This window comes from Enterococcus sp. DIV1083b (assembly GCF_051713705.1).
Lineage (GTDB): Bacteria > Bacillota > Bacilli > Lactobacillales > Enterococcaceae > Enterococcus_D > Enterococcus_D casseliflavus.
The window spans coordinates 846571-873557 of record NZ_JBIOQJ010000001.1 but is presented as its reverse complement, the minus strand read 5'-3'; the positions used below and the strand labels follow the sequence as shown (position 1 = coordinate 873557).

At 42.1% G+C, this 26987-nt stretch carries 21 protein-coding genes; 5 read left to right on the top strand and 16 right to left on the bottom strand.

Annotation, left to right across the window (positions count from 1 at the left end; all coding sequences use genetic code 11):
• Window positions 1-44 precede the first annotated feature (44 nt).
• The 4 genes from IGI69_RS04085 to IGI69_RS04070 all read right to left on the bottom strand — a co-directional run bounded on the left by IGI69_RS04085 (window position 45) and on the right by IGI69_RS04070 (window position 3455).
• Complete coding sequence (locus tag IGI69_RS04085) at window positions 45-989, bottom strand: tocopherol cyclase family protein (RefSeq protein WP_074536524.1); 945 nt, start codon at window positions 987-989, stop codon at window positions 45-47.
• A gap of 118 nt (window positions 990-1107) precedes the next feature.
• Window positions 1108-1941 (bottom strand): hypothetical protein, encoded by an 834-nt coding sequence (locus IGI69_RS04080; protein WP_074536525.1) that lies wholly within the window; start codon window positions 1939-1941, stop codon window positions 1108-1110.
• A 6-nt stretch (window positions 1942-1947) separates the two neighbouring features.
• On the bottom strand, window positions 1948-2265 hold the full coding sequence (locus tag IGI69_RS04075; RefSeq protein WP_074536526.1) for a PadR family transcriptional regulator: 318 nt from the start codon (window positions 2263-2265) through the stop codon (window positions 1948-1950).
• A gap of 152 nt (window positions 2266-2417) precedes the next feature.
• A complete protein-coding gene (locus IGI69_RS04070; protein ID WP_438739785.1) occupies window positions 2418-3455 on the bottom strand; it encodes an NADH:flavin oxidoreductase/NADH oxidase in 1038 nt (345 codons plus the stop codon).
• Window positions 3456-3718: 263 nt separating this feature from the next.
• Between IGI69_RS04070 and IGI69_RS04065 the strand changes: the two genes are divergently transcribed.
• Window positions 3719-5857: a HelD family protein gene (locus IGI69_RS04065; RefSeq protein ID WP_438739783.1), complete on the top strand. Its 2139-nt coding sequence runs from the start codon at window positions 3719-3721 to the stop codon at window positions 5855-5857.
• Window positions 5858-6021: 164 nt separating this feature from the next.
• Here the strand turns inward: IGI69_RS04065 and IGI69_RS04060 are convergent, their stop codons facing one another.
• Entirely contained in the window at window positions 6022-7398 is a 1377-nt protein-coding gene (locus IGI69_RS04060; protein WP_438739781.1) for a CHAP domain-containing protein, read from the bottom strand.
• Window positions 7399-7789: 391 nt separating this feature from the next.
• On the opposite strand from IGI69_RS04060, the gene IGI69_RS04055 reads away from it, so the two are divergent.
• Window positions 7790-9190, top strand: a complete 1401-nt coding sequence (locus tag IGI69_RS04055) for a metallophosphoesterase (protein WP_438739779.1) — start codon at window positions 7790-7792, stop codon at window positions 9188-9190.
• Window positions 9191-9641: 451 nt separating this feature from the next.
• Here the strand turns inward: IGI69_RS04055 and IGI69_RS04050 are convergent, their stop codons facing one another.
• From IGI69_RS04050 to IGI69_RS04030, 5 genes are all read right to left on the bottom strand, one after another.
• The gene (locus IGI69_RS04050) at window positions 9642-9995 is read right to left on the bottom strand and encodes a nuclear transport factor 2 family protein (protein ID WP_438739777.1); all 354 of its coding nucleotides are present in this window, start codon (window positions 9993-9995) and stop codon (window positions 9642-9644) included.
• A 552-nt stretch (window positions 9996-10547) separates the two neighbouring features.
• Window positions 10548-10748 carry a cold-shock protein gene (locus tag IGI69_RS04045; protein ID WP_005225331.1) on the bottom strand — a complete coding sequence of 67 codons (201 nt, stop codon included), beginning with the start codon at window positions 10746-10748 and terminating at the stop codon, window positions 10548-10550.
• Between the two features lie 247 nt (window positions 10749-10995).
• Window positions 10996-12456 carry a glycoside hydrolase family 1 protein gene (locus IGI69_RS04040; RefSeq protein WP_438739775.1) on the bottom strand — a complete coding sequence of 487 codons (1461 nt, stop codon included), beginning with the start codon at window positions 12454-12456 and terminating at the stop codon, window positions 10996-10998.
• Window position 12457: 1 nt separating this feature from the next.
• Window positions 12458-13900 (bottom strand): glycoside hydrolase family 1 protein, encoded by a 1443-nt coding sequence (locus IGI69_RS04035; RefSeq protein ID WP_438739773.1) that lies wholly within the window; start codon window positions 13898-13900, stop codon window positions 12458-12460.
• Window positions 13897-15768, bottom strand: coding sequence for a beta-glucoside-specific PTS transporter subunit IIABC (locus IGI69_RS04030; protein WP_016620633.1), 1872 nt, complete (start codon window positions 15766-15768; stop codon window positions 13897-13899). Before IGI69_RS04030 ends, IGI69_RS04035 begins: the two co-directional genes overlap by 4 nt.
• A 107-nt stretch (window positions 15769-15875) precedes the next feature.
• Here IGI69_RS04030 and IGI69_RS04025 point away from each other — a divergent pair, with 107 nt between their 5' ends.
• Both IGI69_RS04025 and IGI69_RS04020 read left to right on the top strand, forming a co-directional pair.
• On the top strand, window positions 15876-16685 hold the full coding sequence (locus IGI69_RS04025; RefSeq protein WP_008377267.1) for a MurR/RpiR family transcriptional regulator: 810 nt from the start codon (window positions 15876-15878) through the stop codon (window positions 16683-16685).
• A gap of 245 nt (window positions 16686-16930) precedes the next feature.
• A complete protein-coding gene (locus tag IGI69_RS04020; protein ID WP_005237347.1) occupies window positions 16931-17512 on the top strand; it encodes a polymer-forming cytoskeletal protein in 582 nt (193 codons plus the stop codon).
• A gap of 193 nt (window positions 17513-17705) precedes the next feature.
• Here the strand turns inward: IGI69_RS04020 and IGI69_RS04015 are convergent, their stop codons facing one another.
• From IGI69_RS04015 to IGI69_RS04000, 4 genes are all read right to left on the bottom strand, one after another.
• Entirely contained in the window at window positions 17706-19370 is a 1665-nt protein-coding gene (locus IGI69_RS04015; RefSeq protein WP_438739770.1) for a peptide ABC transporter substrate-binding protein, read from the bottom strand.
• 228 nt (window positions 19371-19598) lie between these two features.
• Entirely contained in the window at window positions 19599-20546 is a 948-nt protein-coding gene (locus tag IGI69_RS04010) for a hypothetical protein (RefSeq protein WP_005237351.1), read from the bottom strand.
• Between the two features lie 108 nt (window positions 20547-20654).
• On the bottom strand, window positions 20655-21494 hold the full coding sequence (locus IGI69_RS04005) for a Cof-type HAD-IIB family hydrolase (protein WP_005237353.1): 840 nt from the start codon (window positions 21492-21494) through the stop codon (window positions 20655-20657).
• A gap of 156 nt (window positions 21495-21650) precedes the next feature.
• Window positions 21651-22274: a GNAT family N-acetyltransferase gene (locus IGI69_RS04000; RefSeq protein WP_034878738.1), complete on the bottom strand. Its 624-nt coding sequence runs from the start codon at window positions 22272-22274 to the stop codon at window positions 21651-21653.
• Window positions 22275-22347: 73 nt separating this feature from the next.
• Here IGI69_RS04000 and IGI69_RS03995 point away from each other — a divergent pair, with 73 nt between their 5' ends.
• Window positions 22348-23136 (top strand): MerR family transcriptional regulator, encoded by a 789-nt coding sequence (locus IGI69_RS03995; protein ID WP_005237356.1) that lies wholly within the window; start codon window positions 22348-22350, stop codon window positions 23134-23136.
• Window positions 23137-23223: 87 nt separating this feature from the next.
• On the opposite strand, the gene IGI69_RS03990 is transcribed toward IGI69_RS03995, so the two are convergent.
• On the bottom strand, window positions 23224-24996 hold the full coding sequence (locus tag IGI69_RS03990; protein ID WP_008377255.1) for an oleate hydratase: 1773 nt from the start codon (window positions 24994-24996) through the stop codon (window positions 23224-23226).
• Between the two features lie 244 nt (window positions 24997-25240).
• Entirely contained in the window at window positions 25241-26881 is a 1641-nt protein-coding gene (locus tag IGI69_RS03985; protein ID WP_060792891.1) for an SH3 domain-containing protein, read from the bottom strand.
• Window positions 26882-26987 lie beyond the last annotated feature (106 nt).

Here is a 26987-nt window from a genome sequence, read left to right as displayed (position 1 = left end):
TATATCAAAAGAAACGAATTTTTCTGCTTTTTTCCCGCCTTTTTTTAATAGTGAAATCCTCGCAGATTCGCTACTTCTTCAAAACCAGCTGACGTCCCTGTCTGCCGCAAGATCTCCTGCCCATTTTCTAAAAGGGTCAAGGCAATTTCCGTACTGGCGCTTTCGCGAATGATCCGATTCATTTGCCCAATAGAAGGTGCTAACAACGAATGGCCTTCTTTCGTCAACACTTCGATCGTCAGCAGCCACTGTTTTTGTTTGAGCTGGATCACTAAACGGTCTTCCGTACGTTTGACATCATGAATCTTTGCACCATGATAAGTAGCAAAACGATATTCTTGGCTGCCGACTTGCAGAACACAAATCGTTCCCAAAAAAGCAAAACCAGCAAAGGGAATGTCGGCTGCGGAGAAAAAGAACCGTACATCTGGTGCATCAAAACTGTTGCACTGAACCCAGATATAAGCTGCTGGAAAGGAGGTACCCCAGTCTTTTTCCAAATAACCGATCCCGTTCGTAAAATCGATTGGTTCTTCGTTCCAGTACAGCGTACCTTCTAAGGTATGACTCATGCTCAAGACACCGTGGTAGCACTCCATAAATGACAGATACGAAAAAGGCCCCATGATACTCGGCGCATAACGTGTCCGCTGAATCGGTTTGTGGTCGTTATATTTTACTGCTCCTTGTACTTGGAGATCGTTATTTTTTAAAGAAACTTGAATGCCTGCTTCACTAAAGATATTGTCACCAATCGTTACTTTTCGCTCCTCTTCTGAAACCTGAAAATCAGTTTCTGGAAAGGGGAAGTAATGCGCGCCCTCATGATTGATCACTTGAATGAACACTTCTTTGGTACCGTCTTCTTGAATCGAAAGACCTGGAATAAAAGCATAGACTTCTTCACCGATTTGGTGCTTATGGTACCAGCCTTCAAAAAAAGCGGTCTGCTTGTCGTGGCCGTGAAAGAACCGATCTGTTGTCAACATCTTGATTTCCCTCCGTTTCTTTTTTAAGTGTAGCATGAAGCAGAAAGATTCCTCAGGATAATGCTTTTGTCAATGTAAAAAAGCCAGAAACAAGCAACACACTTGTTTCTGGCTTTGCTTATTGCTTTTTCATCACTCGACGGGTCCACCAGAGAAAAATAAGAAACCCTACAACGAGCAGTGTCAAAAGTCCGCCGGTCATCCACGATGGATCCCCAATGTGATAAAATGCCATGGCTTTTTGCAGGCAACCAAGCAACACAAATACCCCCAGTAGAAAAACGATCGGATAAAAAGCTTTTTCTTTGCGTGATACAACAAAAACGATCGCCGCTACCAGCAAACTGCCAACCAATACTACATCAAGAGGAAATGCGATCGTCAGGAGCCACCAGTTTGGGGTCAGCAGATTGATCAACAGTGAAAGACCAATCCAGCCACTCACAACGAGCCAAAGGGAGCCGAAACGAATCACCTTGCTTGTGCCCTTCTTTTGATAGATGGTTTTGCTGATGATCGCAAAAATCCCGATGACCGCTACCACAGTTACCAATCCTGTTAAAAGATAATCCAGCAGGTTAAGAACCAGTGGTCCTTGATTTGTAAAATCAGCTATAAACTTGATGCCCCAACTGATGCCAACCGCTAGATACGCCAATTTGAGACGCTCTTCGAGATTACTCTTTGGCGTGTTTGCCAATAGTTCATCTGCTACCCCTTTCGGATCATTGCCAAAATAGTGTTGCGCCTCTTCCCCATGAGTTTGTGCTTCTAATAAATCCATTGCAATCGCGTATACCTGCTCTGTGACTTTATGCTCATCGTAAAAAAGGCTGGAAAGTAAGAGGTAGCTTCGAAAATCATCAAAAAATTGGCGATTTTTCTCATTGAATTGTTGCTCGATCAGATTGGTTTGCTCTCGCCAATAGGTCGTCTCTTGTTTATTTGCCATGTTTCCTCACTCCTTAAATAATCCTTCGACTTTCTTCATTAGGTTCGTCCATTGTTCTCTAAATTGTGCCAAATAGTCTATGCCTTTCGGGGTGATCAAGAAATACTTGCGATCAGGTCCTTCAGGTGATTTTTTCATCTCAGAGGTAATAAGTTCTTGTTTTTCCAACTTCTGCAGCAAAGGATAGATCGTGCCGCCAACGATCGTTTCAAAGCCTCTTTGCTTCAGTTCCTGTACCAGTTCATAACCATAAATCTCTTTTTGAGCAATCACTTGCAAAACACACCCTTCCAAAACCCCTTTTAGCAATTGCGTCTCTTTCACGATTTCCCTCCTTTGGTTCCCTTTATCTAGTTTGTTATACAAACTAGTATTGTACCTAGTATACGTGTTTGTCACTAGTTTGTAAAGCATACTAGTAGAATAAAAAAATCTCCTAAGAAGAATTTTCTTCTAGGAGAATTTTATCAGATGATTCAACGCTTCACCCCGCGTTGATAGGAATCATTGTACGCTTGAAAAGACTTATCGTGAAGTTTCGCCGCTGCATCTGCCAACCAGTTGACATTTCTGATCAATGCGCGGCCTTGTAAAACCAAATCCACTTGATTGGTTTGCAAAAGATATTCGCAAAGATCAGGATTATCCAATAAACCGACTGCTGCTACGGGAATATCGACCACTTGCTTGATAGCTGCAGCAAAGGGCACTTGATAGCCATCATAGATCGGAATGTTAGGCTTTTTATCCACCACACCGCCTGTGGAACAGTCAAGACAATCAATGCCATCTGCTTGAAGCCATTGGGCCACTTGCTGCCAATCTTCCAACGAATTTTGGCGTCCTGGTTCTTCATAGTCTGTCAGTGACAAGCGCATCCACAAGGACCCAGAAAAGACTGCCCGAACTGCTTGTACCGTTTCTTTTACAAAGCGATAGCGATTCTCTAAGGAACCACCATACTGGTCGGTGCGTTGATTGACGAGAGGCGAAAGAAATTGATCCATCAAGTAGCCATGAGCCCCATGAAGTTCGATCATCGTGACACCCGCTTTGGCTGCTCGTTGGGCAGCCTGAACAAAACTATCTTGCACCCGTTTGATCTCCGACAGGGTCATTTCTGACGGTAATGGGTAGCGCTCGTTAAAGGCAACGGCACTTGGTGCCAAAGGATTGGTGGCATCAACTGCTTTTCGTCCTGCATGGCTTAGTTGGATGCCTACTTGCGCATCGAACCCATGCAGCAGTTCCACCAATTTCGTCAGCTCTGTTTGCTGCTCTTCATTCCATAACCCTAGATCATTGTTTGTGATTCGTCCGTCTGGTTCAACGGCAGTCGCTTCAATAATGATCAAGCCGACTTTGCTTAATGCTCGTGCCCCGTAGTGAACAAAATGAAAAGGCTCCGCAACACCGTCTTCTTTTTTTACTTCATACATACACATCGGCGACATAACGACACGGTTGGCCAATGCTAAATTCGCTAGCTTCACTGGTGACAATAATTTGGACATGCTGACACTCCCTCAACGATTTTTCGCTTTGTATTTTTCTCTATATTCAGTATAAACAGCCCCTTCAAAAACACAAGCAATGACCCTTTTTCCCATTTTTAAAACAAAAAAATAGACGCATTCTGCTTGCTCCCATAACATTGGAACAATCAGCTGCCTCTTCCCACTATTATTATACCGCATCCAGAGTCAAAAAAATAGACTAGTATTTTTGATGGATGCTCGTATAATTGAGATACTTTGGAGAATGGATGTGAGTCTGAATGAACGACCTAAAGGCTGAAAAGAAGCATCTCGCAGACACGTACCAGCAATTGCTGACGCGGAAGACAGGGCTGAGCAGTTTCTTGACTGAAGGCAGAAAAAAAGATCGCCTTGCGATGCAAAGCATCGGCGAAGAGATTCGCTTAAACTTTGATAATTTTGCTGACCGTTTAGATACTTTTGCTGCCATCGAAAGTAAGAATCGTGAGATCGACCAAATGAACGCCGCTCTTCAATCTGCTGAACGTGAATTAGCTGCCATCGACCGTCTACTGGATAGTCCCTACTTTGGTAAAATCTCCCTACAGTTTGAAGATGAGGAAACAATAGAAGATTTTTACATTGGGATCAATGGTTTTGTTAATGAAAATAAGGAAGGGCTGATCTATGATTGGCGCTCCCCAATTGCCGAATTGTTCTATGCCAAACGCTTGGGCCCAGTCTCTTATCAAGTGAACAATCAGACGATTTCTGCCGCTCTTGAACATCGCCGACAATTTATTATTGAAAAAGATCAATTGAAGCAAGCCTTTGATACCTCAGTGGCGATTCAAGATGAAGTGTTACTGGCAGCCCTTGAAGCCAATAATAGCCAAAAAATGCAAGATATCACTGCTTCGATCCAACATGAACAAAACGTCATCATCCGTGAATTAGCGCATAAAAACCTACTGGTCAACGGTGTTGCTGGAAGCGGAAAAACGTCTGCTGTCATGCAGCGAATCGCCTTTTTGCTGTACCATTTTCGTGAAGAGATGACCGCAGAGAATGTCTTGATCCTCTCCCCGAACTCTCGGTTTATTGATTATATTTCGCAAGTGCTGCCTTCCCTCGGTGAAAAAAATCCACTGACGTTGACCATGCGGCAGTTTTGCCAAGCATTTCCTAGTGTTGACTTAGAATCGGAAGCGGTGTATTTTGACCGCATCCAGCAAGCCCCCAGTGAAGCAATCGACCTTTTGCGCAGTGCTGACTTCAGCCGCTTTCTTCAATCCTTGAGCAAACAGCTGCCAGAAGAACTTGTGCTTCAGTTTAAACCAATCAAAAGAAAAAACGTCGTCCTTTTTTCTAAAGAAACGATCGACACTTTCTTCCAAGAGACACCGAAACAGGCATCCTTGCGCGATCGCATCCAAGCTGTCAAAAAGAAATTGGCTTACGCTTGGGAGGAACGATTGCAAAAAAATGCCTTAGCAACAAATGTTCACGACCAAGTTCGTTCTTTGACTGAAGACGAACAGCGCTCCCTTTTAGGGACAGTTTTAAAAGATGATTCAGAAAAAACGATTCAGAAAGCAGCCCTTCGCCTCCTGAAGAAAAAATACGCAACGGTTTCCAAACAAATCAAGGACCTTACGTGGTTTGATACGAAACAATTGTTAGCAGACAGTGCCGACTATTTTACTCATGGACAGATCACTTTGACGCAAACAACAGATAGTTTGGATTATACTGTTTGTCTATTGCTGATACGTCATTTGGTGGCCGAAAAACAACCTGTCCCTGCGTTACGCTATCTGTTTATCGATGAAGTCCAAGATTATACGCCAGCACAACTTCAGTTTCTATTATGTCTTTTTCCTATGACCGCTTTTACCCTCGTGGGGGATCAGCAACAGGCGATCTTTACAAGTGCCATCACCGTATCAGAAATCCAAACGTTATTTCAACAACAGGCGAAATTCCTCGAAACGTATCAGCTGACTACGAGTTATCGGTCTAGCGGTGCAATCACGCGGTTATTTGCCCAAATGCTACCAAAAGAAACCAATTTAAACATCTCTGCCGTCCGACCAGAAGGAAAGTTGCCACAGTTTTATGCCAATCTGTCTGACGTTGCGTTAGTAGACATAGTAAAGGAACTTAAGCAACCAGTAACGATCATCACCAAAGATAGTCGATCCAGTGAGGAGCTCAAACAGTTCTTAGATAAACAGGCCGTGTCATTTCATGGAACGGTTTTACCGATTCATCTTGCCAAAGGATTGGAATTTAAGCAGGTCCTCTTATATGATGTCTCAGAAGAAAATTATCATACCGATCAAGATCGGCGGATTCTCTATACGGCGATTTCTCGTGCAATGGAAGAACTGGTGGTAACTTCAAAAGGAACCTTTTCGCCGTTTCTCACTCCTTGAATAGTAAAACGAGAAACCTCCTACTTTCTATAGAATCTTGATAAGATTTGAAAGAATCCTGTCTTGCTTCTCTAGATAGTTCTCTTATCTGACTGATTTAGAAAGCTATCGATCAAATAAAAAAGCATCAACGCGATTGCGTTGATGCTTTGCTTTTGAATTGATTAACGATGGATGTAAGTATATCCAGATGCGTTCATTGTAGCTCTATTTGGTCCACCAGGACTGTCAAAGCCCATTCCGCCTTGAGAGATTGTGATGGTATTGTTTGATGGGTTGTATGATTCAACATAAGCAACGTGTCCATAAACTGGATCAGCAGTCCATTCGCCACCAACTGATTGACCAGCGGCAAAGACTACAACGGCACCGGCTGCTGGTGTACCATTGACAGTGTACCCATCAGCTGCAGCTGACGCACCCCATTGTGCTCCGTTACCCCAGTAAGTACCTACCCATGGTGCAACGCTTTTCACGTACCAAGTACATTGACCCCAAGCATACATGTTACCTGAGCTTGAATGATCTTTTCCGCCGCCAATAGAAATACTTCCGGTAGAATTATTGTTTGATGCAGAGTTTGAATCTGAGTTACTTGAACTTGAATTGCTTGAACCAGTGTTTGAAGAGCCTACGTTCGATGAACTTGAGCTGTTAGAACTGCTGGTATTGCTTGAGCTTGTGTTGCTTGAAGAACTACTTGTTGCTGTTTCAGTAGAAGCAGTTGTATTCTCTGTCGTGCTTTCAGTTGATTGAGCAGCAGCTTCTTGTTGTGCTTCTTTCAAAGCAGCAGCTTGTCTTTCTTCTTCTGCTTTTTGAGCAGCAGCAGCTTCTTGTTGTTCTTTCAAGATACGGGCTTTTTCAGCTTCCGCTTCTTGTTTTTTCTTGTTCAATGCATCTTTGTCTTTTTCAGCAGTTGCTTGTTCTGCTGCTAAGTTTGCTTTCAAGACATTTAAATCAGCTTGTTTTGCTGCAATGGCATCTCTTTGTTGGCTAAGTTCTGCTTGGTTCGCAGCAACTTCTTGGATCTTGCTTTCATTTTCTTTGACTTTGTCTTCAACATCTTGTTTGTCTTGTTTTTGTTGTTCAACTAAATCATTGTTTGCATTGACGATCGTTGTCATCGCTTGCACGCGACCGATAACATCCGTTAAAGAATCTGCTTCTAAAACAGCATCAATGAAATTGGTGCTTTGACCGTTAACTTGTACATCACGGGCTTGCTTTTGGATTGCTTCTTCACGTTTGGCAATACGTAATTTCAATGTTGCGATTTTTTCTTGCAATTTCTCAGCTTCTTGACCTAACTCAACTTGTTTCGCTTCTAATGAAGCAACTTTTGCACTCACTGTTTCAATTTCTGCTTCTAGAGAATCGATCTGTGATTGGGCGTCAGCTTGCTGACCTTTAAGAGAATTGATTTTTTGGTCTTGCTGCTCGATTTGATCATCAATGGAATCTGCAAATGCTAATGCAGGTGCTGCAACTGCTGTTAATGTTAGTGAACACACCATTAATGCTGATAACAAACTATTCTTCACTCGTTTTTCCTCCGACTAGCTGGTTGATTTGACAGATGAACTGCCTTTATAAAAACTTAATTTTGTCTAAGAAAGTTTAATGTTCGATTTAACGACAAATGAATTCTACCATAATGATATGACACACAGATAAAGGAAATGTTACAAAAATGTTTCAATCTAACACTCCCTTTATCTCAACGATAAATAACAAGACAATTAAAGACCGTTAAATCAACGTTTCTGAATAAATTACCGCGTTTTCTTTTCATTTTCATCATCCAAAATAAAATCAATTCATGTTATCTTTATCGAAAGCAAGGCTAACTCTTCAAGGTTTATAACTTGATCACACTTATTTTAATAAGAAAAACTATGAAAACAAGAATTCATTCAAAAAAAGACCATTTATGTGACAAGATCCCTATTCCTTTCTATAATAAATAAAACAAGCGAGGAGGGAATCGCGATTCGTACACACAAAAAATGGTTTTGGCCATTGGCACTACTTACACTTTTTGTCACCTGTTTCCTGTTATTCTTTCAATTTCGTAAGGTGCATGAAGCCGATACTCCATTGCAACAGGCGAGCAACAGTGAGTTTTGGCTCTTAAGTGATATTCATTTTCTTTCCTCCACGCTCCATGATAACGGCGCAGCCTTTCAGACCTTCACAAAGGGAGCTGCTGGCAAAGAGATGACGTATCAAGAACAATCGATCGAGGCCTTCACCGCTCAAGCCTTAAAAGAGAAACCCACGGGAATTATTTTGACCGGTGATATGACGCTCAATGGCGAGAAAGCAAGTGCTCAAGAGTTGGCAAGATTGCTTGAACCATTGCAAGAAGCTGACATCATGGTTTTAGCATTACCTGGCAATCACGAGATTTACAATGGTTGGGCGCGAGCATTCAAAGGTGAAAAGGAATACTACGCAGATCAAATCAGTCCTGAGGATTTCCAAACGATTTTTGCTGAAGGTTACGAAAAAGCCAACAGTATCGACAAGTCTTCCCTTAGCTACAGCATTCAGTTAAACGACAAGTATCGCCTCTTTTTGCTCGATTCATGTATCTACGATTCTGAGGTTAATTGGGATGATCCTACTACGAATGGTGAGTTGAAACCGGCTACTCTAACTTGGTTGGAGGAGCAATTAACCCTGACGAAAGAAGCGGAGCAAGTACCACTGGTCTTTTTGCACCATAACTTGTTTGGTCATAATGAACTCTTACAAGACGGTTATGTTCTCGACAACGCCTCTGAGACTGTCGCTTGGTTGGAACGCTTCAACGTGCCAGCCGTTTTCTCTGGTCATATCCACATTCAAGACATTAACGAAGGGAATGATTCGCTTTATGAAGCAGTCACTGGGTCTTATTCAACGGCAGAATTAGGCTACGGCGTCCTTTCTCTTTCTGACAAGGAAATCAACTATGAAGCTCGCCAGATTGATCTCGATGCTTGGGCGGCTGAAACGAAGCAAACTAATGAACAGTTGCTGAACTATCAAAACTACCAGAAAAGTATTTTTGAAAAAGACACCGACCAACTGGTCCGTGACCAATTGTCCGCCGTGTCTGAACTGTCAGATGCCCAGATGACAAAACTTTGCACGTTTGTCACGAGGCTGAACACTGCCCTTTTTACTGGCAATGATACTTACTCAGCCGAAGAAAAAGCTGCTATCAAAGACTCCGAGGAGTATCAGTGGTTAGCGACCTATTCTTACTTTTTGAAGCAATATGTCGATTCAATGCTGGACGATCAAACCGATGATCGCAAGCTGACGATCCCCCTCACAGCAGAATAAAGCTAAAAAGTGTCTTCTTCCTTTCTTTTAGGAAAAAGACACTTTTTTCTTTTCTAATGAACGATAGCCCTCTCGTTTGGGTAAACGAGAAGGCTATCTGACGAGTCAATATTTATTCTTTGAAAGTGCAGCATACTATTACTACTATTATTTATTTCTCATTTAAACGATACAATCCCTAACCTCTATTGTATCCTTGTAACTCTGAAGTTACGCCAGGTTTGAATAAATTTCTTCAAAACAAGTAACGTGTGGTACAAAAATATTTGTCGCTTATCAATAACTATACCACGCAACAAGGCGCCGACGGAAGTAAACTAGCTTATTCTTAATCATTACTTAATCAAAAGGTATTGTTTTCAAACAGTGTTGCTCCTTTAAGAATTCTACGTGAAGCGATCAACCTTCCTGTCATGCATATCTGCTAACCATTCCTATAAGGGAATTCCTTTTATTCAATAGGCAAGTCGTGCTGTTTTAAGAAAGATAATTTATCCCAGTAGCCTCTTTGAAATAAAATTTTATCATTTACTATTTGAAAAAAACCGCAGCCTCTCAAACCTAATGGGTCACGCCACTCTAAAATTGCCCATTGTCCATCTTCGAAAATGTTCTCAACGATACAAACCATGTTTGCGTTAGAAAAATCTTGCTCAAACATCTGCTTGATCGCTTCTTTCCCAACAACTGTCTCATTGGCAACCTGATGGTTTATTGCATTCTCATCATATAATTCTGAAATAATTTCAACATCTGCCTGATTAAACGCATCAACCCATTGGCAAAGTATTTCTTTTGGCTTCATATGAATCCCCCTCGAAATGTAATCATCTTTGTTCCAATCGCAATAAAAAAAGTAGCTAATTTGTATTAATATATTCTACTTTTACAATTCATTCAAGACAATATCGATGAAACGAATAAGAAATATCGATCTTTCACATCGATTACTCTTGTTTAAGTACGGGGTACCTGAATCGTGGCATGTTCCGCTTTACCTGTTTCTTTATTCCATCCACATGAGTCATGCCATTTGAATCACTAGTAATCATTGCTTTTAATGGTAGCAACGCCACTAAACCTATTCAACCACTTTATTAATTTATTGAATACGGTATACAGCCCCTCTTTCTTTTTATACGCTTATCATCGAATGAGAAATCATGGATAAGTAAAACGCAACGCTTAGGGTTAGTTGACTATCGAAAGCAAAGATGTACTATTTACCATGTCAGGCCCTCAAAGCCTGCAACTATTCTCTTGTAACAGATCCTGGAAACCTTATCAATTTCAATATTTACATAAAATAAAACAAAAAAAAGCGAGAACCCAATGGATTCTCGCTTGTTAACGTCAATTAACCTTTAACGATGTTTGTTGCTTGTAAGCCACGTTGGCCTTCTTCAACGTCGAAAGTCACTGCTTGACCTTCTTCTAAAGTTTTGAAGCCGTCGCCTTGGATAGCTGAGAAGTGAGCAAATACATCATTGCCGTCTTCACCTGTAATAAATCCAAAACCTTTATCTGCATTAAACCATTTTACTGTACCGTTATTCATAAACGTATACCTCCATATTACACATCGACTGTGTTTATTTGTTTGTAATAGAAAATGATGTGTAATTGAAGTGTGTATCAATAGAAAAGATAAACAAGTATTAACATATCAGAACTTTACCTATTCATCATAGCACGGTTAAAATAAAATAGCAAATAAATTTGGGCTTTTTTCTTGATAAAAAGCTAAATTGTTATGAAACCTTATGATTAAGCCTAGGAATTGCTTTATCTGGAAGAATCAAAAATCAAAGAGTTGCGCCGTTTGAAGCAATTACTTTTTTGTACCAATCAAAAGATGCTTTCTTGATGCGTTTCTTTGTGCCATTGCCTTCATCGTCTTGGTCGACGTAGATAAAACCATAGCGTTTCGACATTTGTGAGGTCGAAGCACTGATGATATCGATGCAGCCCCATGCCGTATAGCCAAAGACCTCGACGCCATCATGTAAGGCTTCATTGATTTGTTCAATATGCTGACGCAGATAGTCGATTCGATAAAAATCATCGATCGTGCCATCTTCGTTTACGACATCCTCTGCTCCCAAACCGTTTTCGGCAATAAACAAAGGTTTTTGGTAGCGGTCATAGAGTTGATTCAATGCTGTTCGCAACCCTTTGGGATCGATCTGCCAGCCCCATTTACTGCTTGGCAAATAGGGGTTTTTGATCCCACCAGTAATCAAATTCCCGACAGCACTTTCCAATCGTTCTGGATGCGCGCTGACTGCACTGGACATATAGTAACTAAAGGAAACAAAATCCACAGGGTTTTCCCGGATGACTTCTAAATCTCCTGGTTCGATCACCAATTCCACTCCTTTTTCTTCAAACATGCGGTTGGCATATGCTGGATAATAGCCTCTTGCCTGCACATCACTGAAAAAGAGTGAGGTTCGTTGACTTTCGACTGTTTTTTGGACATCGTCCGGATCACAGCTGTACGGCGTTAATAATTGATAGCTGATCATGCAGCCAACCTTAGCATCGGGAATCAATCGATGGCAATAGTCAGTCACGATTGCGCTGGCGACAAATTGATGGTGCGCCCCTTGGTACTTTTCTTGTTCAATATTAGGATGGCCTTCTTCAATGATCCCAACACTAACATATGGATGGTGTTTGACACAGTTGATTTCATTAAAAGTCACCCAGTATTTGACTTTCTTTTGGTATCGCTCAATCACCGTCTTGGCAAAACGGACATAAAAGTCGATCACTTGCCGATTCGGCCATCCTCCATACTCAGTCACTAAATACAATGGCATTTCATAATGGGATAGTGATACTACTGGTTCGATCCCATACTTCAAACACTCATCAAAGACTGCGTCGTAAAATGCCAATCCAGCTTCGTTTGGTTCTACCTCATCCCCCTTTGGAAAGATCCGTGTCCAGGCAATTGACATCCGATAGGCTTTGAAGCCCATCTCACCAAATAAGCGAATATCTTCTTTAAAGTGATGATAAAAATCGATGCCCTGTCTTTTCGGATAGTATTTCGTGCTGTTAGGATCCTGTGCTTCTGCAACTTGCTGATGAGTCATCATATGCCATTGGTCAGTCCAACGTTCTTTCGGCATTGAGGAATCGAACAGATAGACATCAGAAACCGACAAGCCTTTTCCATCGGTCCCAGAGCCTCCTTCAACTTGGTTGGCAGCTGTTGCTCCCCCCCAGAGGAAATCTTTTGGAAAATAACTTTTCATTTTACTTGCCTCCTTTCAAAAATGATTCGTACGCCAACGCTTCCCCATTCGTGGCGATCACTTGCTGATAATACGCAAAACTAGCTTTTTTCTTGCGGGAAAGATCTCCGCTACCATCATTTTGCTTATCGACATAGATAAAGCCGTATCGTTTTTCCATCTCTCCTGTCCCCGCAGAAACGATATCGATCGGTCCCCACCATGTATAGCCTAGAATCGTTGCGCCATCTTTGATCGATTCCGCCATTGCCTTTACATGGTCTTTCAAATAAGCCATCCGTTCTTCATCGACGATCGATCCACCTTCATTGACAACATCCTTTAAACCAATTCCGTTTTCAACGATAAATAATGGTTTTTGATAGCGATCAGTCAATTCGCTGCAAACATAGCGTAATGCCAACGGATCGATCGGCCATCCCCAAGCAGTTTCTTTTAGGTAAGGATTCTTTTTCCCCAATAATCCGCCAGTATTGCCTAAAATTTTCATGCCCGCTTCATGCAATGAGCTGCGGTAAAAACTAAAGCCTAAATAATCGCAGGTCCCCGCTTTAATGATCGCTAGATCTTCTTCTGTAATGTCCAGCAACAGATGATTATCCTTCACGATGCGGTCGAAGTATTCAGGATACGCTCCTCGCAATTGCACATCACTATAAAACAAAGAACGACGGCGCAGTTGATACGATTCAAAAACATCTTGCGGGTTGCACGTTGCAGGATAAATCGGACTCAGTGACAGCATACAGCCCATCTGATTGTTTTCATCTACTGCCTTCCCATTCAGAACTGCTTTGGCACTTGCAACAAACATATTATGACTCGCTTGATAAAGTGCCTGTAATTTTTCTTCTTCAGTCTCGAAAGAAAACACATCGATACCTGCTGCGAGTAAAGGGATCGTATGGGTATGGTTGATTTCATTAAAAGTCATCCAATATTTCACTTTCCCTTTATAGCGTGCAAAAACCACTTTTGTATACCGATCAAAAAAATCGATCAGTGCACGATTTTGCCAACCACCATATTTCGTTACCAAATGCAGTGGTGTCTCAAAGTGAGCTAACGTAACAACTGGTTGGATCCCTTTTTCATTCAAGGCATCAAATAAATCATCATAAAATTGTAAACCTGCTTCATTCGGTTCCGTCTCATCCCCATTCGGAAAAATGCGACTCCAAGCAATTGAGGTACGCAAACACTTCAAGCCCATTTCCGCAAACAGTTCAATGTCTTCTGGGTACCGATGATAAAAGTCGATGGCTTCATGGCTCGGATAAAAGTTTTCCTCTTCAAGCTGCAGTGAAACTTGCTCAATACGTTTTTCACCAACTGGTAAAATATCTGCTACGCTTAATCCTTTTCCTCCTTCCAAATAAGCTCCTTCGGCTTGATTTGCGGCGATTGCGCCGCCCCATAGGAAATTTTTTGGAAATACACTCATGAAATCGCTCCTTTTAATAAATCATTTGCTACCAATGCGGTAACGTCTTTTTTCGCTTGATCCACAACTGTCAATGCATCTTCTTTGATCACACTGGTAAAGACCAACATGGTTGTCGGATCATATCCTTTTTCAATAATTTTTGCTAAGTCAAAGGTGCCAATTTTTTGCCCCTTCACGACTTGATCCCCTTGTCTCACCGAAATCTCAAACACGCCTTTTGCTAAATCAACCGTGTCTAAGCCGATATGAACCAACACTTCCGTCCCAGCAGCTGATTGGATCCCAAAAGCATGTCCAGTTGGAAACACTGTCACAACCGTACCAGTAAGTGGCGCATAAATATCGCCGGCTGATGGATAAACGGCTAATCCATCTCCCATTGCTCGAGAAGAAAATACTTCATCTTTGACATCATCAAGCGTGATCGCTTCACCAGCAACTGGTGTCATCACTTGCAGCCCTGCACCATCTTCTAAAACAGGTTCTAGCGTTTCTTCAAATCCTAATACATAGGTCAAAATAGCAGTACCGAAGAACGCAAAGGCAATGCCGATCAAATAGTACACAAAGGTGTCCCCAAAGAAAGCTGGCAATGTCGTCAATGCTGGAAAAACATAGACGATGGCCTTGGTTTGCATCATGCCCATAAACGCACCAGCAATGGCACCAACGATGGTTTGAGCAATCAACGGCTTTTTAAATTTTACCGAAAGTCCATAGACGATGGGCTCTGTAATTCCTCCAAGCAATGCTGGAAGCAAGGAAGATAGCGCCAGGCCTTTGGTTTCTTTTCTGCGAGAGCGTAAAAATACACCTAAAGCAACCCCAGCACTCGCAAATGTTGCTGCTGCGATCATCGGGCGCAGCGTATCATAGCCATATACCGCTAGGTTATTGACCATGATCGGTACAACTCCCCAATGGATCCCGATCATTACTAAGAATGTCCAACCGCCACCGATCAACAAGCCAGCCAACAGCCCACTCTTATCGCTGATAAAGTTCATGGCATTGCCTAAACCGTCCCCAAGCATTACACCGACCGGTCCAATGATCAAAACGGTCAGAGGCACCATGATCAAAAGAGCCACTAGCGATAGAGCAAAAATCTCGATACTCTTAGGAATGATCCGTTTGAGTAGGCGTTCCAAGTGCGAGTAGATATAGATCGAAACGATCGCTGGAATCACGGTACCCGAATACCCCATCAGCACAGCTGGGATGCCAAAGAAATCAACCGTCACACCGTTTTCCGTCACCATTGCTGTAAAATTCGGCTCCAGCAACGCCCCAACGATTGCTAAAGCAATAAACATATTGACTTTGAAAATCCGCGCTGCACTGATCGCTAAAAATAAAGGCAAGAAATAAAAGACACTATTGCCAGCAGCAGCTAATATTTTATAGGTGCTTCCTTCTGCGTCCATCAAATGATAGGTCGTAAAAACAACTAGTAAAGCTTTCAACATCCCTGCCCCTGCAAGCGCAACAATGATTGGATTAAAGATCGCAGACAATACATTGAAGAATCGGATAAATACATTGCCTTGTTTTTCTGTTGATTCTTCGGCATCTCCATCACTTTCCAAAGCGTTTTGGATCGAATACTTGCTCATGATCGTTTGAAAAACATCTGCCACATGATTCCCGATCACGACTTGAAACTGGCCATTTCCTTCAATGACTGACAATACCCCATCAAGCTGCTGGATTTTGTTCTTATTTTTTCGTGCCAACTCGACATCTTTCAACTTAAAACGCAATCTAGTGATGCAATGATACAGGCTAACGATATTTTGTTCCCCACCGACCTGTGCTATAATTTCACTAGCAAGTTTTGAATAATCTTTTGCCAAATGACTCACTCCCGTGTTTGATTTATAAAGCGCTTTATGGCGTTACTATAGCAGATTTTTTTCTCTCACCTGCGAAAGTTCGCAATTTGGAAACTGCTTACAAGAAAGGAAAGAAAATGGGCCTCTTAATCATTCGTTTATTGAATCTTTTAAATAATGCACCCACTGATTCCACCAACTACTATATCGGTTTGACCATGATCAACTATTACGATCAGATCCAAACTCTAAGTATTGGTGAATTCGCCGCTCTTTGCCATGTGTCAAAGTCAACCGTTTCAAAATTCGCCCGTACCTTAGGCTTTGATGACTATGGTGATTTAAAAGACAACGCAGCTTTCATCGAGAACCGCTTCAACAATCCGCTAAATTATCGCTCGAATATTTTGTCTGCTTTGGAGCAAGAAGGCGTAGACTCCTATTTTGACGCAGTGATACAAGACATCGATTATCTGCGGCATCATCTTGATCTGCCAGCCATCGAACGGGTCGCACAAGCAATTGTTTCGCATAAAAATGTCTTTGCTTTTGGAATATTATTCTCAGAATCGGCTGCTATTGATTTCCAGATCAAACTAGCTTACAACGGCAAGTTCATTCGGACCTTCCAAGACGATCTCGTACAAGAAGAAATCATCAAATCTGCCGATGAAGAATCGCTTTTTATTATTTTTACCAATTCCGGTGACTACCTGACCAAGCAACAAATTCGAAATGGAACGCCTCGAAAAGATTTCTTTGATCGAACCAAAGCCAAAGTCATTGTGATCACCGCCAACCCACAGATCTCGGAACTTCCCTTTGTCCAAGAAGCCATCATCTTCCCTCATCAAACCCATTTCCAAACCCATGCCTTTATGTATCAGTTCATCATGGATTTGATCGTATCGAAGTTCAAGCAGTTGACTGATCGAAAGCGAATGTAGTAATGACCCTCCATTATAGAAGAAGTGCATTTCCTCCATAATGGAGGGTTCTTTGTGAATGAGATGTCTCATTCATTCGTAAGCGTCACGCATTTATTCCTAGTTTCTTTGAAATTTTTTTAATCCTAGGCTGATATTTATTAAATTTCTCCTCATTTATGTTTTTTGTTTCACAAACTTCACTTCGGTATGGTATAATCATTTTGTTTTTAAGAAAACTATGGGAATACAAAGGAGAAGGAAACATGAAAAAAACTAAAATCACTTTAATCGCTGCATCATTGCTTATGGGAGGCACTCTTTTAGCTGCATGTAGTTCAGATAACGACACAGCTGCAAGCTCATCATCAACAGCAGCTTCAACTGCTGCATCAACTGAATCATCAGATGATGTTGTTTCAACTGCTTCTATCAGTGACCAAACTTCAGTCATTGAAAAAGCATTGGGTGCAGATGGTAACTGGATCGTTGCTGTAACTGCTGACATGACATTTGATAACGATGTAACCGTTGATGGCGAATTCCATGATAAAGGCGATGACTCAGCTGATATCTACCGTAAATTTGCATTGTACTCACAAGATGAAGACCGCAACGTAACAGCTGAGTACACAGTAACTGTTCCTAAATTGATCGTTAACTCAGAAAACTTCAACATCGTTCACGGTGTAATCAAAGGTGACGTTGAAGTGAATGCAAACGGCTTTGTATTGAACGGTGCAAAAGTTGAAGGTAACGTAACATTCACTTCAAAAGAATTCCAAGATTCAGCAACACTTGACGAAGATGGCGCTTCTGTAACAGGCGACGTAACAGTTAGCGAATAATCTTTCACTGGATTTCTGTGAAATAGATGAAGAAAAAACGAGGTTGACAAGTTGATCATTGATCCTTGTCAACTTTTTTTTGTTTTTTTATAAACAATTGCATCCGCTCTCATTACTAACATTGTGTAAGTAAGAACAAAGCACAAGAAAAAAACTGGCTTGCTTACGCAAAACCAGCTTCTTCTTTAGGCGCTTATTCTTCAATAACTGCCCACTTGTAATCGTATTGCGCACCGGCACCGTGAGAAACGACCCCTTTTACTTTTGGTGCACGTAAATGAGCTTCAACGTTTTGGTACACAGGGATAACCCCTTGTTGATCCATGATGATTTTCTCTGCATCCAACAAATCTTGCCAGCGGGCATCTGGATTGCCAGCATTTGTCGTGGCAGATGATTTCACTGCTGCATCGTACTCATCGCTTGTCCAACGACCTCGGTTGTATGAATTATCGGTTACAAATAGATCTGTAAAACTGCTGGCATCCGCATAGTCAGCACCCCAGCCACCCATAACGACATCAAAATCACCTGAGTTTGAACGATCAAGGCGAACGGAGAAAGGTACTGGACTTAGGCTAACTTTCACCCCATCAAGCGTATCTTGAATCGCACTTTGAATATATTCAATGGCTTTTTTGGTTGAGTCTGTGTCAGAGGCCAAAATTTCAAAACTTAAAGAATCGATTCCCAAAGCCTCTTTGGCTTTTTCCCAATGTTCTTTGGCTTTTTCTTGATCGTATTCAATGACACTTTCCGCTTCATCGACAAAATCAGTATTATCAGTTGGGTTAAAGGTCATTCCTTTTGGTATCAATCCTGTGGAAGCCAATGAACCATCACCTAAAATCGATGTCACTAATGCATCACGATCGATGGCATAAGAGATTGCTTTACGCAGATCCTCATTGCGAAATGGCGAATCTTCTTCTCGCTGATTCAACTCGATATAGGAAGTACGGGCTAATGGTTCTGACACAAACGCTTCATCATTGGCCATTTGCTGCGCCAATTCTCCTGTTAAGATGACGTCGTCCGCTTGCCCATCCTGGAATAGATTCAAAGAGGTCGATGATTCTTTTACGACACTGACATTGATCGTATCAAGTTTCACCGTATCTTTATCCCAATATTGGTCGTTCTTTTCATATGACCATTCTGTATCGGTTCCTGAACCATCAAAGCCAGCTAACACAAACGGTCCATTGTAAACGGCATTGTCGCTTGTTGAAGCATATTGATCGCCGTTGTCTTCTACGACTGCTTGGCTTTGTGGGAAGAAGGATGGAAATGCCAATAAGTATTGGAAGTATGGCGTAGGTGTCGTCAGCGTGATTTCTAATTCATAGTCGCTGACTGCTTTGATCCCCAATTCTGAGGCATCTTTTTCACCTGCTGTTATCGCTTCGGCATTGGTTACGGGCGCAAATAAGTACGCATATTCAGAACCTGTTTCCGCACTTACGGTGCGTTGCCAGCCAAAGACATAATCCGCTGCTGTTACTGGTTCTCCATTTGACCATTTGGCATCTTCACGTAATTTCAATTTATAGGTCAGACCATCTTCACTGACTTCCGCTAATTCGGCGGCACCTGCTGGTTCGGGCTTACTATCAGCATCTAAGCGGTACAACCCTTCATACACATTATTTAAAGCACTGAAACTGATCGTATCGGTGGCTAAGGATAGATCAGCACTAGGCATTTCTTGTTGAACCACAACATTAAAAATTTGTTCGGCAGCTGCTGTCCCACTACCACTTGAACTTTCACCTGTACTTGATGTCCCTCCTGTTGAGCAACCTGCTAATACGATTCCACAAACAGCGATGACACCATATCCCCATTTTTTCTTCATCTTACCTACCCCTTATGAAAATCCAAAATTTTCAGAATTATTACAAAACTCTGAATGTAAATAAGATTTTAATAAATATTAATTATAAAAGCAAGCTATTTTTCTCATTTTATTATTATTTATTTTTTATGTTAACACTGCATGTTATTATTTATGACACAAAAACAAAAAACACAAAGCGAAAGAGATCGCGCTTTGCGTTTTTTTATCTTTGGATAGAAAAGTGGATTACTCCATTTTATAGCTTTGACGCGTCACTTTCCCCTCTCGTACCGCAGCGATAATAGTTGGAATAGCCCCAATCGCCGTAAAGAGATAGACCAGACCTAAGTTCCCGTAATATTGACTCGCTTCCAAATACCCTTCACGAATCAAATCAGGTAAAATACGGAAAGCGTAGAAGACATCAACGTCTGTGTAATAATTCGCTACACTGATCGACCAGTCGATACGATTCCCGACATAGACCATAATGATCATGACGATGATACTACTAATAATACCTTTTGTACTGAGTTTTCCACCTAATAATTCATACCCTTTGATGGCACAGATCGCCATTGCGATTCCAGACAATGCAGCTACATATCCCAGTTGTCCTAATAAAATAATTGCGCCGGCACCAATCAGTGAACCAAGAAACGCGCCCACTGTTCCAGCTAGCCAATTTTCTTTTTTCTGCCCTTTTTCCCGTTCTTGTGCAAGGACCGCTTCTTGTTGTTTCTTAAAGCAAGCTTCACACGCAATGACGGGAGTGCCGCTAATAGCATACAGCGAAACCGGCTCAGTGATCGTTCCGCAGAAGGTACAAGCATTTTGGTAAGCTTTCGTCTTCAAGAAATTCGTCAATTGGTCCAACGCAGTACGGATCTTGTCCACAGTTTTCCCTGCAGTCATCGCTCCGCGTAATGTATAGGCAACTTGATATCCTTGGATCACACAGTCGGTGATCTCTTTTGACTCACTTAAAACTTCTTTGACTTCTTCTTGGTTCGGAAGTTCCCCCTCTTTGCTAAGGGAAAAATGAGCCACAAGAGAATAACTATTGTTATTCTCTTGAACTAAAAAAAGTTTATAACTATGATACGTTCCATAAATCACCCCGGTGGAAGTATCAACTGAGAGCCCCAACGGCTCGGCAAATTTGGTCAATGTCTTCTCGATCTTCTTATTCATTTTTCTCCTTCTTTCCAACAAACACTTACCTTTTTAGGTATAGCTAAAAGTTTAAGGAGAGTAGAAATGAAAGTCAATCAATTTGTTCAAAAAACCTAGTTTTTTTATTTATTCTGTGACAAATCGCCGCAATGCATCAGCAACCCCATGGTCTGTATTGCTAGCCGTCACAAAATCAGCTTTTGCTTTGACCAAATCGGGCGCATTCTCCATCGCAACACCGATACCGGCTGAAGCAATCATTGGCAGGTCATTAAAATTATCGCCAATCGCTAAGGTTTGCGCCAGCGGCACTTGGAAATAGGCCGCTAATTCATTTAGCGCCTTATCTTTTCCCACAGCTTGATGAGTGACTTCCAAATAATTCTCTTTGGATAAATAAAAGGCGCTTTCTAAAAAGTCAGCGTTCTGGCAGGCAGCATGAAGCGCTTGGATTTCTGCCGTTGTGCCGATCAAAAGAAACTTATGTACCTCAAAAGCTTCTTGTGCCAACAGTTGTTCCAATGAAGTTTCCAAAGGGGTCTCTTTGGTAATCGCCGCTTCTGCCTGTGCCCACTGATCCACTCTTTCGCAATACCACTGATCACCAGAGTAGACATTGATGGAAACGGCAGGAAAATCAGCTTTGATGCGAGCAACCAAAGTCTTTGCTTCTGCTTTTTTGACCTCATGACTAAATATTGGTACAAGCGTACCCGTATGATCGTACCGTCCAATCAGGGCACCGTTGTAGCAAGCCAAGGGCCAGTCTTCTATCTCTAATTCTTCAGCTATCGGTAGCATTCCTTTCGGGGAGCGAGCGGAAGCCAAAACAAAAGGAATCGCTTGCTGCTTCAACCGTTTGATTTCTTCAATCAAAACCGGATCGATTTGATGTTTATGATCCAAGATCGTCCCATCGATATCACTTAAAATAAACCCAATCTGCTTTTTTTCCAAATAAACCATCCTTTCCCATTCCCATCCTTTTTACGAAAGCGAATTGATCCATCGCTTTCGACCAAAACAAGCGCCGTTTCCATAAAACGAAAACAGCTTTCTTGTCCTTCTTTGCTTCCAGTTTACCATACTAGCCAATGAAAAAAAGAGTGCATCGCTGCACTCTTAGGAAGTATAGATATAAAACTCGATTTCCTTCTTGATCGGCTTTTTGATCCAGCGTTTCACAGCAGCTGCCCGCTTCAAGCCCATATGCTCATAAAAACCGTAATTACAAGTGGTATCGGTATAAAGGAAAAACGGAGCTGTTTTATCATGCTGGACCATCGCTAAGAAGGAAGTAAAGAGTTGCTTGCCTACACCCAATCCTTGTGTTTTGGGACTAACGGCAAACAAACCAACTTCGGTCTGAAAAGGAATTTGTAAGTCTTTCAACATCGCTTGATTTAACTCAGCCACCTCTTTGGCATAATGCAGCAGCGTGTTTCTCCCTTGATTAGAAAGCACTAAGCAGCCAGCATGCCACATCGTTTTCCCCCAATAGCGCATTGGATGAAGCTTCTTCCCTCTTTTACTGTCTGCTAATAAGATACCGACAGCTTCACCATTTAAAAGAGCCACACGTGAATAGGTAGCACGGGCAAGTTCATAACACAAAAAGACATGAGCAAAGTGTTTGGCGGTCTTCTGGTCAAATTGCTTGTCGTAGTTCCAGCTATCAATAATTACTTGCACAAGCGCAGGCAGATCTTCTCGTTTAAATGGTCGATATGTTACTTGTTTATTCATTCTATCTTCCTCCCAGTAGTTGACTATCTTTAGTATAAAGTTTACAGTAACTGTAAAGTCAAGGAGGAGCGCCATGAAAACCAAATTAAAAGTATCGGAAATGGCACGCTTAGCGCGAATCAATCCTCGGACACTCCACTATTATGACGAGATTGGGCTATTTCAACCAAACAGCAAAGACGAGAACGGGTACCGGTATTATTCCCTTGATCAACTTTTGGATCTCGGATTGATCCTGTCATTGAAAGAATTATCGATGCCCTTAAAAGAGATTCAAACAGCGTTGCAGGGGGATGCCGAGACCATGAGAAACTTATTGGAAGCCAAGCGGCAAACCATCGATGAAAAAATTCAGCAGTTGTCCAACATCCAAAAAATCATCGAACGAAAAGCAGCGGACTTGCGTCTGGCTGCAGAAAAAACTTCCCCCTTCACCTTGAAGGAACAGCCAGAGGAGTATTTCTCCCTTAGTCCTAGATTAAACGGCAGCAGCATCCCAGAGATGATCACCCAAGCCTACGACCTTTTGATGGCACAGCCTTATCTTTTCTCGAATAACGAATACGGTTTTATGATTCGGACGAACAAAGACAATACGCAGGACATCGACTACGTTTATGTGCGGCAAGAAGAACCACAACGAGCTTCCTTCGTGAAACCAGCAGGTTGCTATTTAACCACCATTTATCAGGGGGATGACGAAGGATTGAAGCAGTTCTATCAAAAACTCAAGCAGCTGATTGCAGCGCACCAATGGCAAATCGATGACTACTTCTATGAACGATCGATCCATGAAACGACCCTTAGCAACGAGCAAGCTTATTTGACAGAGATCCAAGTACGGATTTTATCTGAGGAATAAGGATTCGTCTAAACAACACTAAAAAGTAAATGAAAAAACGCAACGACCACGAGCAGTTTCTTTCGCCTCGCCGTCGTTGTGTTTTAATTAAATCAAATGGTTTTCTTTCAACAGATCGCCAATGTAGGTATGTTCGGTTTTCTTAACGAATCCTTCCAATAGTTTCCGTTCGATAAATGGTAGCTCCATTTCCGTGATTTTTTTCTTATCGGTCAGATAATAGACAGCTTTGGCCAAGGTACGCAGATCATAAGCGGAAGCAAACACTTCTGGTACCCCGCGTTCCACATCTAATAGCTGATAAACAGCCTCCATTGCAGTCCGAACGGAATACTCTGTTGTAAAAACAGTGTCTCTTTCAGTCTCTGCGAAATTACCGATAAAAGCTAAGTTTTTGGAGCCATTTGGAATAACCAATGGCCGATCCCCTGGCTCACGCAGCATGAAGTAGGAAGTGATAAACGGCATGTAAACCGGAACTGCCACACTTGATTCTTTTGAAATGCGTTGGATTTCTGCTTCCGGCACGCCTAAATGGTAAAGCAGTTCTTGCACGATTTCTTGTCCCGAACATTGTTCAATTGGTTTTTTGATGTAGTTTCCTGGCGTATTTGACAACAATCCATACACCCATGTGATCGTTTGTTGGTCTTTTTGTTCTTTAAAGTGCGGTTGGCGATGGGTCGCAAAGCTCATCATCCAATTGGAATCTTTGATGGTGATGATCCCGCCAGTGACGATTCTGCCTGTTCGCAACTTGCGATGGGTCAATTTTTCTAAATAAGGTTCCACATCAAAATTTTGCCAAGTGACAGTTGCCGAAACAAACCAGCTTTCTTCAGGTAAGTTTTCATAAAAGACTTCTGGATGACCAAACTCAGGCGATTGCGCCGCCAAGTTTTTCCATAAACGCCAGCTACCACCAGGTGCTTTTGAGATAGGCGCTGGAGTATAATGGTCCCCTTGCGTGGAACTTTCAGTGATCGATCCGTTGGTAACAAAGACCAAGTCATCTTCTGACAAAGGAATTTCTTCGATTGCCCCCGCTTTTTCTAGCACAAGTTTTTGAGCAACTTTTTCCTCGCCCACGATCCGAACATCGATATTGCTGACTGTGCATTCATATTGGAAGTCGACTCCTTGTTCTTCCAAATAAGCAAGTAGTGGTTTGACCAATGACTCATATTGGTTGTAACGGGTAAATTTTAACGCGGTAAAATCAGGCAAGCCATCGATATGATGCACAAAACGCAACACATAGCGACGCATTTCAATCGCCGAATGCCATTTTTCAAAGGCGAACATCGTACACCAGTATAGCCAAAAATTGGATTCAAAGAATTCTTCGCCAAAAACATCTTCGATTTTTTTCCCGATCAATTGATCTTCTGAAGTCATAAATAATTGAGTCAATTCTTTTTGTGCTGTAGCAGACAAGGTAAATTCTCCATCATCTGCTGCTCGTTGGCCGCGATTGTGGATGATCCGACAGTTAGACGAATTTGGATCATCGTGATCCAACCAGTAAAACTCATCTAACACTGAAGCATCTTCCACCTCCAAAGACGGAATCGAGCGAAATAGATCCCACAGACACTCAAAATGATTTTCCATTTCTCGACCGCCGCGGGTCACAAATCCATCATGGGGAATGAATTTTCCGTCTAATGAACCGCCTGATAAAGAAAGTTCTTCAAGGACGTGGATTTTCTCACCAGCCATATGGCCGTCACGGATCAAGAAGACTGCCGCAGCAAGTCCTGCTAATCCCCCACCAACAATATAGGCTTCTTTCTTTTCGACATCTTTCGGTTTTCTGCTTCTTGCAAAAGCTTCGTAATTTCCGTTCGTATATCTCATGTAGATCCCTCCTAATATTGGTACGTTTTTATGGTATCAGTAACTATTTTTTTTGACAAAAATTTGTACTAGTAAAAACAAGTGATTTTGACAAATCGGCCTTTTTGTCAAAAAAACAGGGCAAAGCCCCACCTTTTAAAAAGATCTGCGCCCAACCCCAAAAGCGCCCCTAAGAAAACTGATGGCAGCTTTCTTAGGGGCGTTTCTAACAAAGGACAAACCCTTTGCCTATTCAATGAAACATTTATTTCACTCGTAGAGCGAAGCTAGCAGTCGAAAAGCCTGATTGTGCTTCGGTGACTGTATAACCCGTGCTTGGCGCATGGATATAGCTTGTATTACTGGTAGCGATCGCTACGTGGTAGGTATTCCCTTTTTGACCCCAGAACAGCAAGTCGCCAGCTTGTGCTTGCGAGACAGGAATGATCGTCCCTGCGCTTTCTTGTGGGACTGTCCAATCACCGATGTTTTTGCCCGTCACTTTTAAGAAGACATAACGTGTAAACCCAGAACAGTCGAAGACATCTGGTCCTTTGCCTCCCCATTGATAAGGAGTGCCAATATGTTTTCTAGCTTCTGCAACGATCGCTGCTCCGTTCACGCTCATCGGAACATTGGAATTGCCTGCGTTGTTATTGTTGCCAGGAGTCGTTGCACTGACTTCCTTCACATACGCTGCAGATACCCAGCCACCCGTTGATAACTTATACCAAGTGGCGTTGCCATTGACTGACGTACCTTGTTTTTGAGCGACTGCTTTGAAGGTAGCATTGCTGCCCAAACTGCTGACTACACTTGCAGAAGTCGATGCATTTGAGCGGACATTCATACCAGTGGTTGTTTGGAACGTTTTATTGATGGCTTGCTCACTCGCATTGTTTGAGCCGTTTGATGAACCAGTGTTGCTTGAACCTGTGTTTGAATTATTGTTATTACTTGTATTTCCAGAACTAGACGTGACGTCACGCACATATGCCGCTGTGATCCAGCCACCAGTCGATACTTTGTACCAAACATTGGTGCCGCCAACGGATGTGCCATTTTTCTGGGCAACGACCTTCACCGTCGTGCTGTTGCTTAGGCTGCCAACGACACTCCCGCTTGTTGAGGCACTCGAACGGACATTCAATGCCGCTGTTGTTTTCACGTTCTTGTTGATAGCCGTTTCTGCAGAAACACTTGTGTTGCCGCCAGAAGAACTATTGCCTGTCGAGCTGCTGGAAACATCTTTGACATAGGCCGCCGTGATCCAACCGCCTGTGGACAATTTGTACCAAGTGGTCGTGCCATTCACCGACGTTCCACTCTTTTGTGCAACGACTTTCACCGTCGCATTGCTGCCTAGTCCACGTACGACACTAGAACTAGTCGTTGCATTTGAACGGACGTTCAATGCAGTAGTCGTTTTCACTGATTTCGAAATTGCTTTTTCCGATGAAGACGACGAATTGGACGAGCCAGTATTGGCAGAAGAAGAGCCTGAGGTGCTTTTCACATAAGCACCTGAGATCCAGCCGCCTGTTGATAGCTTATACCATGTTGTATTGCCATTCACTGAGGTACCGTTCTTTTGAGCCACCGCAGTGATTGTTGTATTTGCTCCTACGCCACTTACGATAGAGGCACTTGTTGAAGCATTTGAACGAACATTCAGTGAAGCTGTTGTTTTAAATTGTCGATTGATCGCCGTTTCAGCTGACGATCTGGCAAGAGTAGCAGTTGTGTTGGTTGATGACGAAGCGTTTGTCGTTTCGGTCGCATGAGCAAGAGACGTAAAGACACCTGAAGTCGATGCTAACGCTGCTGTGATACCCAATCCTTTTTGTACGAAAAGGGACCGTTTTTGTTTCACTAAACGCTTACGTTTGATTTTCCGAGATTCCAATAAAACACCCCCTGTACCCCATTTTAACAAAAATTAATATTTTTTGATATTGTTTTCGTTTTGTATTTTTTTAATTTACGTTTAATAAAACGTGTCATTTATTTTC